This window comes from Microbacterium proteolyticum (assembly GCF_030818075.1).
Lineage (GTDB): Bacteria > Actinomycetota > Actinomycetes > Actinomycetales > Microbacteriaceae > Microbacterium > Microbacterium proteolyticum_A.
The window spans coordinates 3,278,719-3,292,425 of the sequence record NZ_JAUSZZ010000001.1; the positions used below are offsets into that span (position 1 = coordinate 3,278,719).

At 70.4% G+C, this 13,707-nt stretch carries 12 protein-coding genes; 4 read left to right on the plus strand and 8 right to left on the minus strand.

The window, feature by feature from the left end; translation table 11 throughout:
* Positions 1–20 precede the first annotated feature (20 nt).
* The gene (locus QE392_RS15285; RefSeq protein ID WP_307453246.1) at positions 21–944 is read left to right on the plus strand and encodes a DMT family transporter; all 924 of its coding nucleotides are present in this window, start codon (positions 21–23) and stop codon (positions 942–944) included.
* Positions 945–1,114: 170 nt separating this feature from the next.
* Here the strand turns inward: QE392_RS15285 and QE392_RS15290 are convergent, their stop codons facing one another.
* From QE392_RS15290 to QE392_RS15300, 3 genes are all read right to left on the minus strand, one after another.
* The gene (locus tag QE392_RS15290) at positions 1,115–1,675 is read right to left on the minus strand and encodes a YceI family protein (protein ID WP_307453248.1); all 561 of its coding nucleotides are present in this window, start codon (positions 1,673–1,675) and stop codon (positions 1,115–1,117) included.
* 146 nt (positions 1,676–1,821) lie between these two features.
* Positions 1,822–2,187, minus strand: coding sequence for an FKBP-type peptidyl-prolyl cis-trans isomerase (locus tag QE392_RS15295; RefSeq protein ID WP_077050208.1), 366 nt, complete (start codon positions 2,185–2,187; stop codon positions 1,822–1,824).
* A 165-nt stretch (positions 2,188–2,352) separates the two neighbouring features.
* Positions 2,353–3,513, minus strand: a complete 1,161-nt coding sequence (locus QE392_RS15300; protein ID WP_307453250.1) for a PrsW family intramembrane metalloprotease — start codon at positions 3,511–3,513, stop codon at positions 2,353–2,355.
* Between the two features lie 84 nt (positions 3,514–3,597).
* On the opposite strand from QE392_RS15300, the gene QE392_RS15305 reads away from it, so the two are divergent.
* Positions 3,598–4,464, plus strand: a complete 867-nt coding sequence (locus tag QE392_RS15305) for a fumarylacetoacetate hydrolase family protein (protein WP_307453252.1) — start codon at positions 3,598–3,600, stop codon at positions 4,462–4,464.
* Between the two features lie 111 nt (positions 4,465–4,575).
* On the opposite strand, the gene QE392_RS15310 is transcribed toward QE392_RS15305, so the two are convergent.
* The 3 genes from QE392_RS15310 to QE392_RS15320 all read right to left on the minus strand — a co-directional run bounded on the left by QE392_RS15310 (position 4,576) and on the right by QE392_RS15320 (position 8,550).
* A complete protein-coding gene (locus tag QE392_RS15310) occupies positions 4,576–6,039 on the minus strand; it encodes an aspartate ammonia-lyase (protein ID WP_307453254.1) in 1,464 nt (487 codons plus the stop codon).
* A gap of 176 nt (positions 6,040–6,215) precedes the next feature.
* Positions 6,216–7,115, minus strand: coding sequence for a phosphodiesterase (locus QE392_RS15315; protein WP_307453257.1), 900 nt, complete (start codon positions 7,113–7,115; stop codon positions 6,216–6,218).
* Positions 7,116–7,155: 40 nt separating this feature from the next.
* A complete protein-coding gene (locus QE392_RS15320) occupies positions 7,156–8,550 on the minus strand; it encodes an aminotransferase-like domain-containing protein (RefSeq protein WP_307453258.1) in 1,395 nt (464 codons plus the stop codon).
* A 58-nt stretch (positions 8,551–8,608) separates the two neighbouring features.
* Between QE392_RS15320 and QE392_RS15325 the strand changes: the two genes are divergently transcribed.
* A complete protein-coding gene (locus tag QE392_RS15325; RefSeq protein ID WP_307453262.1) occupies positions 8,609–9,793 on the plus strand; it encodes a benzoate/H(+) symporter BenE family transporter in 1,185 nt (394 codons plus the stop codon).
* Here QE392_RS15325 and QE392_RS15330 read toward each other — a convergent pair.
* A complete protein-coding gene (locus QE392_RS15330; RefSeq protein ID WP_307453264.1) occupies positions 9,783–10,112 on the minus strand; it encodes a peptidase in 330 nt (109 codons plus the stop codon). The genes QE392_RS15325 and QE392_RS15330 overlap by 11 nt on opposite strands.
* Entirely contained in the window at positions 10,112–11,326 is a 1,215-nt protein-coding gene (locus tag QE392_RS15335; protein ID WP_307453266.1) for an inorganic phosphate transporter, read from the minus strand. Before QE392_RS15335 ends, QE392_RS15330 begins: the two co-directional genes overlap by 1 nt.
* A gap of 220 nt (positions 11,327–11,546) precedes the next feature.
* Between QE392_RS15335 and QE392_RS15340 the strand changes: the two genes are divergently transcribed.
* A complete protein-coding gene (locus QE392_RS15340) occupies positions 11,547–13,661 on the plus strand; it encodes a S9 family peptidase (protein ID WP_307453268.1) in 2,115 nt (704 codons plus the stop codon).
* Positions 13,662–13,707: the final 46 nt, after the last annotated feature.

Genomic DNA, 13,707 nt, shown 5'->3' on the forward strand with positions numbered 1-13,707 from the left:
CCGGTCATAGCATCGGGACCGTGGCATCCGGTTCCTCTTCGTCCCCCGTCTCCATCGCCGTGCAGTTCGTACTCACCGGCATCGTGTGGGGGTCGAGCTTCCTGTTCATCGCGATCGCGCTCGGCGGAATGACTCCGGCGCAGGTCGCGGGCGGTCGCCTGCTCTTCGGCGCCCTCGCGCTCGCGGCGATCGTGGCGATCCGTCGGGAGCCGCTCCCCCGCGGGCGACGCATCTGGGGTCATCTGTGCGTGCTCGCCGCATCCTTCTGCGTCGGGCCGTTCCTGCTCTTCGCGTGGGCCGAGCAGCACGTGTCGTCGGGACTGGCGAGCATCTTCAACGCGACGACGCCGATCATGACCGCGGTCATGGCGTGGGCGGTGTTCCGGGTCGAGAAGCTCCGCCCCGGGCAGCTCGTCGGGATCGCGATCGGGATCGCCGGCGTCGTCGTGATCATCGCCCCGGGGGCCGTGTCCGACATCGGCGACAGCACCGTCGCGCAGCTCGCCCTGCTGGGCGCGACCGCGTGCTACGGCTTCAGCCTCGCCTACATGCGGCGGTTCCTCGGCGACAGCGGGCTGTCCGGCGTCGCCTTCGCGTTCGGCTACATCGCCCCTGCGGCGGCATTCATGGTGCTGCTGTCGCCGGTGATCCTGGCCGAACCGATGCGGCTGAGCACGCCCGTCGCGCTCAGCATCGTGGCGCTGGGAGTTCTCGGCACCGGCGTGGCCTACGTGTGGAACCAGAACACCCTGCGCGCGTGGGGGCCGACCCGCGCCTCGACCGTCACGTACATCACCCCGGTGGTCGGGGTGGCGCTCGGCATCCTGGTGCTCGGCGAACGCATCTCGTGGAACGAGCCGGTCGGAGCCGCGGTGGTCTTCCTCGGGATCCTGCTCGTCCAGCAGCGGCTGCGCCTGCCGCGGCGCGCACACGCGACCCCGTAGCGCGGCGAGATCGGCGAGGTCAGGATCCCCGCGCCGGCGCACCCGATGCTCGCGTGTTCCCGACCTCCGCAGTCTTCACGCGCGACGCGTCGAGGACGACGAAGGTCCCGGATGCCGTGGCATCCGGGACCTTCGGGGGGATGATCACCGCAGCGTGAGCTGCGGCGAGGTCACGCCTGGTGGGCGAACTGCAGGTCGAGCTCGATGGTGACGTCCTTGCCGACGAGCACACCACCGGTCTCGAGCGCGGCGTTCCAGGTCAGGCCGTAGTCTTCGCGGTTGATGACCGTCTTGGCGGTCGCGCCGGCCTTGTAGTTGCCCCACGGGTCGGTGCCGAAGCCGCCGAAGTCGATCGAGAAGGTGGCGGGCTTGCTGACGCCGCGGATGGTGAGCTCGCCGTCGACGAGGAAGTCGCCGTCCTCGATGCGGACACCGGTGGAGCGGAAGTCCATCGTGGGGTAGGTCTCGACGTCGAAGAACTCGGCCGAACGCAGGTGCTGGTCACGACCCTCATCCTTGGTGTCGACCGAGGTGACGTCGACGGAGGCCTCGACGGTCGCCTCGAGCGGGTTCTCCGGCGCGACGAGGGTGGCGCTCTTCATGCCGAAGGTGCCGCGCACCTTGGAGATCATCATGTGGCGCACGGTGAAGGTGACCTCGCTGTGGGCGGGGTCGAGAACCCAGGTGCCCGCCTTGTAACCGGGGATGTCGAGGGCGGTGGTGTCGGTCATGTCACTCCTTGAGGTCTGGGGAGCCGTGTCGGCGTCCTGGGAAGGCCAAACTCCCATTCATACGAATGTATTCCACGAACGAGGAAAACGACGAACCCGAGGGTGCCGGAGCCCCCTCGGGTTCGTCGTCGTCAGGTGTACGGAACTCAGCCGACCTTGAGCAGATCGATGATGAAGATGAGGGTCTTGCCGCCGAGGAAGTGACCACCGGCGGGACCGTAGGCCAGGTGCGGCGGGATGACGAGTTCACGGCGTCCGCCGACCTTCATGCCCGGGATGCCGTCCTGCCAGCCCTGGATGAGGCCGCGGAGGGGGAACTGGATGCTCTCACCCCGGCCCCACGACGAGTCGAACTCCTCGCCCGACTCGTACTCGACACCGGCGTAGTGCACGGTGACCGTGTCGCCGGGCTTGGCCTCGTCACCGTCGCCGACGATGATGTCGCGGATGACGAGGTCGGAGGGGGCGGGGCCGGTGGGAGCGTCGAACTCCGGCTTGGTGCGATCAGTCATGTCTCCATCCAAGCACGCCCGAACCGACCGGCAAGCCCCTGGACAAAGACTCAGCGCCCGGTGCCGCGGCGATGCCTGCGTGTCTCCCGGGCGCTGAGTTGGCCTACATCGATGGTGCTCTCACGCTCGCGGGCTGTCAAGACCCTCCGCGAGGCGACTCGCTCCTCAAGGTCCCAGCAGGGCCGCGCGAGCCGCCATCGTCCGCTCCAGCAGATACCGCTCCGTGGCCGGTGCGTGCGGATCGCGTCCCGACAGCGAGCGCTGCCGGGCGGCGGCGAGCGCCGTGGCATCCGTGATGAAGGTTTTCATCACCGTCGACCGGTCTCCCGGAAGCGTGCGCGACCACGCCACCGCCGAGCGGCGACCGGGGCCCGTCGCGAGCATGTCGACCTCCTGCGGGGTGAACCACCCCGCAGCCGCGTACTCGCCCAGTCGCGCGCGGGTCAGACGCGTCTCCTCGCGACGGAGGGCCAGGATGCCGAGGATGAACAGCAGGAACAGCGGCACCTGAAGCGCCGCGTACAGCTCGAAGAAGTCGAAGAACGTGGCCGAGCCGTTCCACAACGCGTGCAGGACGATCGCGCCGATCACCCCCGGGATGCCGTACCGCAGCGCCGCCCCCGCGCCCAGGCCCCGCCGGGCCGCGAGGCCGAAGGCGAAGCCCGTCAGGCACGTGAACATCACGTGCGCGAACGGCGACAGCACCGCGCGGAGGAAGAAGGTGCTCGCCACCTGGGCGGGTCCGCCCTCGAGGTAGCTGATGGCGAAGTACTGCACGTTCTCGGTGAGGGCGAACCCCGCCCCGATAAGGGCGCCGTACACGATGCCGTCGACCGGCCCATCGAAGGCCCGTCGCGCGAACGCGAAGATGAGGAGCACGCCGAGGCCCTTGGCGAGCTCCTCGACGATCGGCGCCTGCACGACCGCGCTGAGCGCGGGGGGAACGCCTCCCGTCACCAGCGTCACCACCAGATCGACGCCGAGCGCGATGACGATCGACGCGATGGCTCCCCACGCCACGGCGAAGACAAGCAGTCGACGCGGCTCGGGCTCCCAGCGGTCGATAGCGCGCACCGCGAACCACACGATGACGAACGGGATCGCCGCCAGGAGGAGTCCGATGAACGACGCCGCCGTTCCCAGGAACCCCGTGAAGTACCGCACCAGAAGCGCCAGCAGGGGGACGAGCAGCACCGCGACGACCCACAGCGCCACCCCGCCCCGTCGCGACCGCGGTGGGGCGGCGGAGGCGGCCGCCTGCGGCGCGGTGGCGATGCGGGTGGCTTCGCCCGATCCGAGTCGGGAGAACGGCGAGGGTGAGCTCATGCGCACAGCCTAGGCGGGGCCTGCGGCCCGGCATCCGGGGGTTGCGAGCCTCCGCCACGGCGCGCCTCCGGGTAGCGTGGACGTATGCGCTTCGCCCACGTCCAGTCCTCGGAAGGGGCCGAAGCCCCCCGTCTCGTGTCGGTCCACGGCGAGGAGTACGTCGTCGTCGACGAGCTCTTCGACGGCGCCCCCGCCACGCTCGAGCAGCTGATCGCCGGCGGCGACGCTCTGCTCGACCGCGTCCGTGAGGCCGCGGCCTCGGCACCGCGGCATCCCCTCTCCGGCATCCGGTTCGCGTCCGCCGTCCTCACTCCCCCGTCGATCCTCGCGGTGGGCCTGAACTACGCCGCCCACTCCGGCGAACTCGGGCTCAAGACCGATGCCGGCCCGACGGTCTTCGTGCTCTGGCCGAACTCCCTCACTGCGCACGAGGCGACCACATCGTGGCCGCGGGCACTCAGCGAGGCCGTCGATTATGAGGCCGAGCTCGGCGTGATCATCGGTCGTCCCGGTCGCGATATCGCCGAGTCCGACGCCCTGCAGCACGTGTGGGGTTACACCGTCGTGAACGACATCACGGCCCGCAACATCCAGTTCTCCGAGGCGCAGTGGTCGCGCTGCAAGTCCTTCGACGGCTTCACCCCGACGGGGCCGTTCGTCGTCACGGCCGACGAGATCCCCGACCCGCAAGACCTGCACATCTGGACCGTCGTCGACGGACACACCGTGCAGGATGCCAGCACCGGCCAGATGGTGCGATCGGTGGCGACGCTCATCCACAAGCTGTCGGAGTCGGTGACGCTGCTGCCCGGCACCCTCATCTCGACCGGCAGCCCCGGCGGGGCCGGCTACTCGCGCGACCCGCAGATCTTCTTGCGCGACCGTTCCACCGTCACCGTCGGCATCGACGGCATCGGCGAACTGACGACCCACTGCCGCATCCTCGACTGACACGGCGCCTGTGCAGCGGCGAACCGACGGCGCTGTGCCGCATCCTCCATCGACACGGCGCCCCTTGCCGACGGGCCGGAACGCGTCATCCCGGCCCGTCGGATCCGGGTGTCACTCCTCGACGACGCTGTCGGCGGAACGGATGACGGGGATCGCCGCCGTGACGGTCTGCAGGCCCGAGAGCCGCGCGGGCGAGATCTGCTTCGTGACCTCGTCGCGCGTCATGAGGCCCGCCTCCACGACGAGGTCGGCGACGTTGCGGTGCGTCAGCAGCGCCGTCTTGGCGAGGGCCGCCGCCGCGGCGTAGCCGATGAAGGGTGTGAGCGCCGTGACGACGCCGACGGACGAACCCACCATGGCCCCCAGCCGTTCCCGGTTCGCGGTGATGCCGTCGACGCAGTTGACGCGGAGGGTCCACATCGCCTGGCGCATCCAGGTGATCGACTGGTAGATCGAATGCGCGATGACCGGCTCGAAGGCGTTGAGCTGGAGCTGCCCGCCCTCGACCGCCATCGTCACGGTCATGTCGGCGCCGACGACCGAGAAGGCCACCTGGTTCACGACCTCGGGGATCACCGGATTCACCTTGCCAGGCATGATGCTCGACCCCGCCTGCCGCGCCGGGAGGTTGATCTCGCCGAGCCCCGCCTGCGGACCGCTGGAGAGCAGGCGCAGGTCGTTGCAGATCTTCGAGAGCTTGACCGCGTTGCGCTTGAGCGACGACGAGAACGACATGAACGCGCCGGTGTCGCTCGTGGACTCGACGAGATCGCTCGCGGTCTCGAGGTCCAGACCCGTGATGGCACGCAGATGCCGGAGCACGGCACCCCCGTAGCCGGCGTGAGCGGTGATCCCCGTGCCGATCGCCGTGGCGCCCATGTTGATCTCGTACATCAGGTACGCGTTCTCGGTGAGACGGTTGTAGTCCTCGCCGAGGGTCGTCGCGAAGCCGTGGAACTCCTGCCCCAGGGTCATGGGAACGGCATCCTGAAGCTGCGTGCGTCCGACCTTGAGGACGTCGTGGAACTCCTCCGCCTTCGCCAAGAACGACTGCCGCAGCAGCGCGAGCTCCTCGAGCAGGCTCTGCAGCGTCAGCGACAGGCCGATCTTGATCGCGGTGGGGTACACGTCGTTGGTGGACTGGCTGCGGTTGGTGTCGTCGATCGGCGACAGGAAGGCGTAGTCGCCCTTCTCGCGGCCCGCCATCTCGAGGGCGATGTTGGTGATGACCTCGTTGGCGTTCATGTTCGTCGAGGTGCCGGCCCCGCCCTGGATGACACCGACCGTGAACTCGTCGTGGAACTCGCCGTCGATGACGCGCTGGGCCGCGCGGTCGATGAGGTCGGCCTTGGCCGGGTCGAGCACGCCGATCTCGGCGTTCGCGCGCGCCGAGGCCTGCTTGACCATCGCGAGACCCCGCACGAGGTCGGGATAGACCGAGATGGGGCGCTTGGCGATCGGGAAGTTCTCCAGCGCGCGAGCGGTGTGGATGCCCCAGTACGCGTCGGCGGGGATCTCGAGGGATCCCAGGGAGTCGTTCTCGATACGGGTGCGGGGCAACGCGTCCAAAGCCATGGGTACGTCCTCGTGGGTGTCACGGCGAGCAGGGATGATTCGAGCCTAACGACCGGCGTTCCGGCGGGGACTGGACACGACGGCCTCCTGACGCATCGGTACCGTCCCGTGCGTCGCTTGCGTGCGCAGCGCGTCCGTGCTCCGCGCGTGCGCGCTCAGCGCGTCCGTGCTCGCTCTCACCGCTTGCGTGAGAACGCGTCGAGTCGCTCCTGCGGGCTCAGCGCGGCCATCCGCGCCGTCCATTCAGCGGTGAAGTATCCCGACGTCTCGGCGTCGACCACGGGAACGACGGCGTGCGTGATCGTGTCGTCCCACACGTGCACGAGGTGGAACGAGCGCCCGGCATCCATCCCGTTGACCTCCTCGGCGGGACGGGCGAGATCCATCGTGTAGCAGGATGCCGCCGCGACGCTCACCGGGACCCCGGCGAACGTGCCCGAGGTGGAGTAGTGCAGGTGACCGGCGAGGATGGCCCGCACGTCGCTCCCCCGCACGACGTCGGCCAGTGCGGACTGGTCGCGGAGCTCGAGGATGTCGAAGAACGGGATGTGCGTGGGAAGCGGGGGGTGGTGCAGCGCCAGGATCGTCCCGAGCGGGGCGGGCTCGGCGAGTTCGGCGCGGAGCCACTCCCGCTGGGCGTCATCGAGATCACCGTGATGCCACCCCGGCACCGTGGAGTCGAGCGCGATGAGGCGGAGCCCGCCGAGGTCCCAGACGCCGGTGACGGGCTCCTGCGTCGGCTCGGCGTCGAGCAGGCCCTCCCGCAGGGCGGGCCGTTCGTCGTGGTTGCCCGCGACCCAGACCACCGGGGCCCCGAGACGCGCGGCCCAGGGCTCGACGGCGTCGCGCAGGGCGCGGTAGGCCTCGGGTTCGCCGAGGTCGGTGAGGTCGCCGGTGAACACCACGGCATCCGGCCTCACGCCCGTCGCCTCCGCGGCATCCAGCGTGCGGCGCAGGTGACGCGCCGTGTCGTAGCGATCGCCGAGCAGGCGATCGCCGCCGAGCAGGTGCGTGTCGCTGAGGTGGAGGATCACGCGCGCGGCGGGCGCGTGCTGACCGAACTGCACGGATGCCATGACCTCAGCCTAGGAGGAGGGTCCGACATCGCCGGCCGCCTCAGTGCACCGCGACGCTGTCCCGCACCGTCGCGAGGGTGACGAGGGCGTCGGCCGCCTGTCGCTCCGAGGTGGCGCTGAAGCTGAGGCGAATGCGGGCGTCGGCGGGCTCGCCGGCGAAGTAGGCATCGCCGTCGCCGATCGTGATCCCGGCGCGCTGCGCGTCTCGGGCGAGCGGCCCCGGCTCGACGCCCCGGGGACACCTCAGCCACAGGTGGAAGCCGGCGCGCGGCGGGGTGACATCGCCGTCGGGCCACACGCGCCGCACCTGCGCGAGCAGGGCATCTCGTCGGGCGACGAGGGCGCGGCTGAGACGACCGGTGTGACGCGGCCAGTCCGCGGAGGTGAGGAACTCGAGAGCGATCTCTTGCAGGGGGCGGGCGACGAACAGCTGGTTCGTGACGACCGCGGTGTGCAGCCGTGCCAGGACCGGTCCCCGCGCGGCGAGGAAGCCGACCCGCAGACTCGGCGCGACGGGCTTGGCCAGCGAGGAGATGTGGATGACGTGCCCGTGGACGTCGTCGGCGATGAGCGGCGGGGGCACGGGCGCGTCGAGGCGGATGTGGCGCGCCCAGTCGTCGTCGATGACGAGCGCGCGATGCCGGCGCGCGACCTCCAGCAGGGGCCGTCGTCGTTCCGGATGCAATGACAGGCCCGTGGGGTTGTTCACGGCGCTCTGCAGGTACGCCAGACGCGCACCGGTGCGCGCGAACGCGGCATCCATGTCGCCCGGGTCGACGCCGCGGGCATCGGTGGGGACCGGAATCGGGCGCAGGCCCGCGGCCCGCAGCGCGGCGAGGGCCCCGGGGTAGGTCGGGCTCTCCACGATCACGGCGTCTCCCGGCGCGCCGACGGCCTGCGCGATGAGGGCGATGGCCGACTGCGAGCCGTTCGTGACGAGGACCTCGCTCTCGTCGACGGTCGCCTGGTGGGCGAAGACCGCGCGCAAGGCGCTGAGGCCGGCAGCGGGTGCCGGCTCCCAGACGCTGCCACGACGGATGCTGCGCGAGGCGGCGGCCTGCAGAGCCGCGCGGGGATGCAGATCGGCACCGAGGTAGCCGCTGGAGAGCGGGACCGTGTCGGCGAGCACTCCGACGGGATCGAGAAAGCGGACGGCCGCGCCGTCGACGCGGGAGGGAGCGAGCGCGAGAGACTGCCAGCCGGTGGAGGCCGCCTCGGTGCGCGGTCCGGCCGCGATGAAGACGCCCCGCCCCGGCTCGCTGCGCACTCTGCCCCGCGCAGCCAGGGCCGCGACGGCGCGACCGACGGTCACCGGGCTGGTCGACAGCTCCCGGCACAACGCCCGCGTGGAGGGAAGCGCGTCGCCCGGCGCACCCCGCTCGATCAGCCGTTCCAGATGGGCGACCACGACCGCGACCCTGCTATCGTTTTCCATGACAGATAATGATAGCGTTACACCTCTTCGACCCGTACCGTTACATCGCTCCTGGTCCGTGACCGCGACGGTCGCCGGGCTCGTGGCCGCCCTGGTCTCCTTCGCGGGCCCCTTCGCGGTCGTGCTGCAAGCCACCCGGGCCGCGCACCTCGACGAGGCCCACACCGCGTCGTGGGTCTGGGCGATCGCCGTCGGCAGCGGCCTCAGCGGCCTGATGCTCAGCCTGCTGACCCGCATGCCGATCATCGTGGCGTGGTCCACACCGGGCGCAGCTCTGCTGATCGCCGCGATCGGCGGATTCTCGTTCTCGGATGCCGTGGGCGCGTTCCTGGTATCGAGCGTCTGCGCATGCATCCTCGGCTTCACCGGATGGTTCGGCCGCCTGCTGGCCCTCATCCCCGGCTCCCTCACCTCGGCGCTGCTCGCGGGGATCCTGCTGCCGTTCGTCATCTCGGGCAGCTCCGCCGTCGTGACAGCCCCGGCCGTCGCGGGAGCGGTCGTGGTCGCCTTCATCGTCGCGAAGAGATTCCTCGAGCGATACGCCGTCGTCATCGCTCTCGCCGTCGGCGTATGCGCGACCATCGCGACCGGCGCCGGAGAGCGTGTCGCGCTCGATCTGCAGCTCACCGCGCCGGCGCTGACGATACCCACCTTCGACCCGGAGGCCCTCCTGTCGATCGGGCTGCCACTCCTGCTGATCACCATGGCCGCACAGAACGCCCCCGGACTCACCGTGCTGCGCACCTCGGGCTACACCCCGAATGATCGCGTCCTCGTGGGCGGCGTCTCGCTCGTCTCGGCGACGCTGACGCCCTTCGGCGGGCACGCCATCAACCTCGCCGCGATCACCGCGGGCATCTGCACCGGGCCCACCTGTCACCCCGACCCCGCGCGCCGCTACATCGCGGGCGTGGCGTGCGGACTGGCGAACCTCGTCGCCGGCGCGTTCGCGTCGACGCTCGTCGGCGCCTACACCGCCCTCCCGGCACCCATGATCGCCGCTCTCGCGGCCGTCGCGCTGCTGCCGTCCGTCGTCACGGCCCTGACCGCGACCCTCGCGGGCCCGCCCGCCACGCAGACCGCCGCCCTCATCACGCTCGCCGTCACGGCATCCGGAATCGTCGTCGGCGGCGTCGGGAGCGCGTTCTGGGCGTTGATCGCCGGGCTCGCCGTGTGGGCGGTGCTCACCCGGACGACCCCTCGCGCACGTCTGACAGCAGCGGAGGACGCCCTCAGTGGTTGAACAGGATCAGCAGCAGCGCCCCGAGGACGGCCGCCGCGCACACGACGAAGCACGCGTACGCACCCAGCAGCGACAGGCGCTTCTGCCCGTCGCTCAGCGGGTTCTTCGCCGCGGCCTTCGCGACCGCCTTCTCGTGACGGCGCTTCTGCTTGTCGGTGAGCACGGTGATGGCATCCGTGAACTCCGCCGGAGCCACCAGCGGCGGGCGCCCCCCGCGCACGAGCAGGCGCAGGCCCAGCGCGTAGAACGTCACCACGACCGAGGCCCCGAGCAGGGCGGCGACGAAGACATGGAGGAAGGCCTCCCAGTTGATGACCATCAGGCGTCCTTCCCGGCCTTCTCGCGCTCCCGCCGCTGGCGGCGCGTGGGTCCGGGCTTGCGCGGCACCTTGACCGCGGCGCCGGAGTCGGCGACCTCGCTCATCGCGTTCGCCGACGTGACCTCGTCGCGTCGCGAACGCAGGAACAGCCCCAGGATGACGACGACGGCGATCACCGCGTCGACGGCGACACCCCAGCCGCCCAGCCAGACGACGATCAGCGCGGCGGCCGCCCCGACCGCACCGGCGGCGGGGAGGGTCAGCACCCAGCCGATCATGATGCGGCCGACGGTGTTCCAGCGGACGGTCGATCCGCGGCGGCCGAGCCCCGAACCGATGACCGAGCCCGACGCCACCTGTGTCGTCGAGAGCGCGAAGCCGAGAGCACTGGATGCCAGGATCGTCGCCGCCGTGGACGTCTCGGCGGAGAACCCCTGCGCCGGCTTGACGTCGGTCAGCCCCTTGCCCAGGGTGCGGATGATGCGCCAGCCGCCCATGTACGTGCCCAGCGCGATGGTGATGGCGCAGGCGAAGACCACCCAGAGCTGCGGGTCGGGCTCCGACGTCGACTGCCACCCCACCGTGATGAGGGCGAGGGTGATGACGCCCATGGTCTTCTGCGCGTCGTTCGTGCCGTGGGCGAGGGCGACCAGCGACGACGTGAAGATCTGGCCCCAGCGGAAGCCGTCTCGTCCGTCGGCCTTCATGTCGTACCGGCGGGTGACGCCGTACGCGATCTTCGTGACCGTGAAGGCGATGATGCCCGCCGTGAGGGGCGCGATGAGCGCCGGCAGGATGACCTTGCTCAGCACGACGCCCGCGTCGATGGCGGAGGCACCGACACCGACGAGCGTCGCCCCGATCAGGCCGCCGAACAGCGCGTGCGACGAGCTCGACGGCAGCCCCAGCAGCCACGTGAGCATGTTCCACGTGATCGCGCCGATGAGTCCGGCGAAGATGATCGGCGGGAAGATGTCGGGACTCAGTTGGTCTTCGCGGATCATGCCGCCCGAGATCGTCTTGGCGACCTCGGTCGACAAGAAGGCGCCGACCAGATTGAGGCAGGCGGCGAGCAGGACGGCCACCTTGGGCTTCAGCGCACCGGTGGCGATGGGCGTGGCCATCGCATTCGCGGTGTCGTGGAAACCGTTGGTGAAATCGAAGAAGAGTGCCAGCGCGATGACCAGCACGATGATGAGGGCTGCGCTCTCCACCGTTCGCTTTCCGTGAGGAGGAAGAAGGGATGCCGACGGGATCGGCGCGACGAACGAAGAGTTCACCTGGAGTTCGACACTCGTTCACCGAGGTCGCGTGGACATCCTGTCACCGGCGGCGACGGCGGTCAAACCGGTACGCCGGGCCGGCGGCATCCGGAGGTCGTCCGTGCTCGGCGTACCCGGTCTCCCGCCGGGTCGAGCCGACTACCGTGGAGGGGTGACCGATATCGACGCCTCGCCCGTTCCGCCCGTCGCCGCCCGTCGACCCGTCCCGCGCTCGCACCATGATGACACCTTCGACGACCCGTACGAATGGCTCCGCGCGAAAGACGACGCCGAGGTCACCGCGCACCTCGAGGCCGAGAACGCCTACACCGGGGCACGCACCGCCCATCTGACTCCGCTGCGCGACACCGTCTTCGGCGAGATCAAGGGCCGCACCCTCGAAACCGACCTGTCGGTGCCGAGCCGCCGCGGCGATTGGTGGTACTACGGCCGCACGGTCGCGGGCGCGCAGTACGGCATCCAGTGCCGCGCCCCGCTCGACTCCCCCGACGACTGGAACCCGCCGACCCTCTCGCCCGATCGTCCCGTGCCGGGCGAGCAGGTGCTCTTCGACGGCAACGTCGAGGCCGAGGGCACCGACTTCTTCTCCCTCGGGAGCTTCGAGATCTCGAACGACGGCACACGCATGCTGTACGGCATCGATGTCGCCGGCGACGAGCGCTACACGGTGCGCGTGCGCGACCTGACCACCGGCGAGACCTTCCCCGACGAGATCACCGGCACGTTCTCGGGCGCGACGTTCTCCCCCGACGGACGCTTCATCGTGTACACGACCGTCGACGACGCCTGGCGCCCCGACACCGTGTGGCTGCACGAGATCGGCACCCCCGTCGACACCGACGCGAAGCTGTTCCACGAGCCCGACGACCGGTACTGGGTGGGCGCCGACTTCACCCGCAGCGATCGTTTCCTCGTCATCGAGATGGGATCCTCCATCACCAGCGAGGAGTGGCTGATCGACGCCGACGACCTGCGGGGCACGCCGCGGGTGGTCTGGCCGCGCCGGGAGGGCGTGGAGTATTCGTCGTCGCACGCCGTCGTCGACGGCGAAGACGTGCTGTACGTCCTCCACAACGACGGCGCCCTCGATTTCGAGTTGGTGCGGGTATCGGCATCCGATCCCCAGGGGGCGCGCGAGACGGTCATCGCCCACCGTCCCGGCCACCGTCTGCTCGGGATCGACACGTTCCGCGACTGGGGTGTGGTCGGGTACCGTCGCGACGGCCTCGCCCGCCTCGGCATGATGGCGTATGCCGACGGCGCGGTGACCGAGATCGCGTTCGACGAACCGCTGTACAGCGTCGGCACCGGCGGCAACCCCGAGTGGGCTCCCCCGGTCCTCCGTCTGGGCTACGGCTCCTTCGTGACCCCCGGCACCGTGTACGACTACGTCGTCGACACCGGCGAGCTGCTGCTGCGCAAGCGTCAGCCCGTGCTCGGCGGCTTCGACCCCGCCGATTACGGCCAGGCGCGGGTATGGGCCCCCGCCGACGACGGCACGCAGGTGCCGGTGTCGCTGGTGTGGAAGCGCTCGTTCGGTGAGCCGGGCTCGTCGCCGCGCCCCGTGCACCTCTACGGCTACGGCTCGTACGAGCACTCGATCGAGCCGGGCTTCTCGGTACCGCGTCTGTCGCTGCTCGACCGCGGCGTCGTCTTCGCGGTGGCCCACGTGCGCGGGGGCGGCGAGATGGGGCGGCAGTGGTACGAGGACGGCAAGCTGCTCGCCAAGCGCAACACCTTCACCGACTTCGTCGCCGCGGCTCGTCACCTCGTGTCCGAGGGATACACCTCTCCCGACCGCATCGTCGCCGAGGGCGGCAGCGCAGGCGGTCTGCTCATGGGCGCGATCGCCAACCTCGCGCCCGAGCTGTTCGCCGGCATCCTCGCCGACGTGCCGTTCGTCGACGCACTGACCACGATCCTCGACCCGTCGCTGCCGCTCACGGTGATCGAGTGGGACGAGTGGGGCGACCCGCTGCACGACGCCGACGTGTACGCGTACATGAAGTCGTACACGCCCTACGAGAACGTGCGCGAGGGGGTCGAATACCCCCGCATCCTGGCGGTCACCTCGCTCAACGACACCCGCGTGCTCTACGTGGAGCCGGCGAAGTGGGTCGCCCGGCTGCGCGAGGTCGGCGCCGACGCGCTGCTGAAGTGCGAGATGGTGGCCGGCCACGGCGGCGTGAGCGGTCGCTACAACGCCTGGCGCGAGCGCGCGTTCGAGATCGCGTGGCTGCTCGACGTGCTCGGCCTCGCCGACTGACACGCCGGCCGGCGCTGCCTTACCCGGCGCCCCTCAGCGGAACGCC

Excerpts from the sequence above, each read along its gene's own strand:
- QE392_RS15290 (WP_307453248.1), bottom strand. The coding sequence starts at position 1,675 with ATGACCGACACCACCGCCCTCGACATCCCCGGTTACAAGGCGGGCACC.
- QE392_RS15295 (WP_077050208.1), bottom strand. The coding sequence starts at position 2,187 with ATGACTGATCGCACCAAGCCGGAGTTCGACGCTCCCACCGGCCCCGCC.
- QE392_RS15300 (WP_307453250.1), bottom strand. The coding sequence starts at position 3,513 with ATGAGCTCACCCTCGCCGTTCTCCCGACTCGGATCGGGCGAAGCCACC.
- QE392_RS15305 (WP_307453252.1), top strand. The coding sequence starts at position 3,598 with ATGCGCTTCGCCCACGTCCAGTCCTCGGAAGGGGCCGAAGCCCCCCGT.
- QE392_RS15310 (WP_307453254.1), bottom strand. The coding sequence starts at position 6,039 with ATGGCTTTGGACGCGTTGCCCCGCACCCGTATCGAGAACGACTCCCTG.
- QE392_RS15315 (WP_307453257.1), bottom strand. The coding sequence starts at position 7,115 with ATGGCATCCGTGCAGTTCGGTCAGCACGCGCCCGCCGCGCGCGTGATC.
- QE392_RS15320 (WP_307453258.1), bottom strand. The coding sequence starts at position 8,550 with ATGGAAAACGATAGCAGGGTCGCGGTCGTGGTCGCCCATCTGGAACGG.
- QE392_RS15330 (WP_307453264.1), bottom strand. The coding sequence starts at position 10,112 with ATGGTCATCAACTGGGAGGCCTTCCTCCATGTCTTCGTCGCCGCCCTG.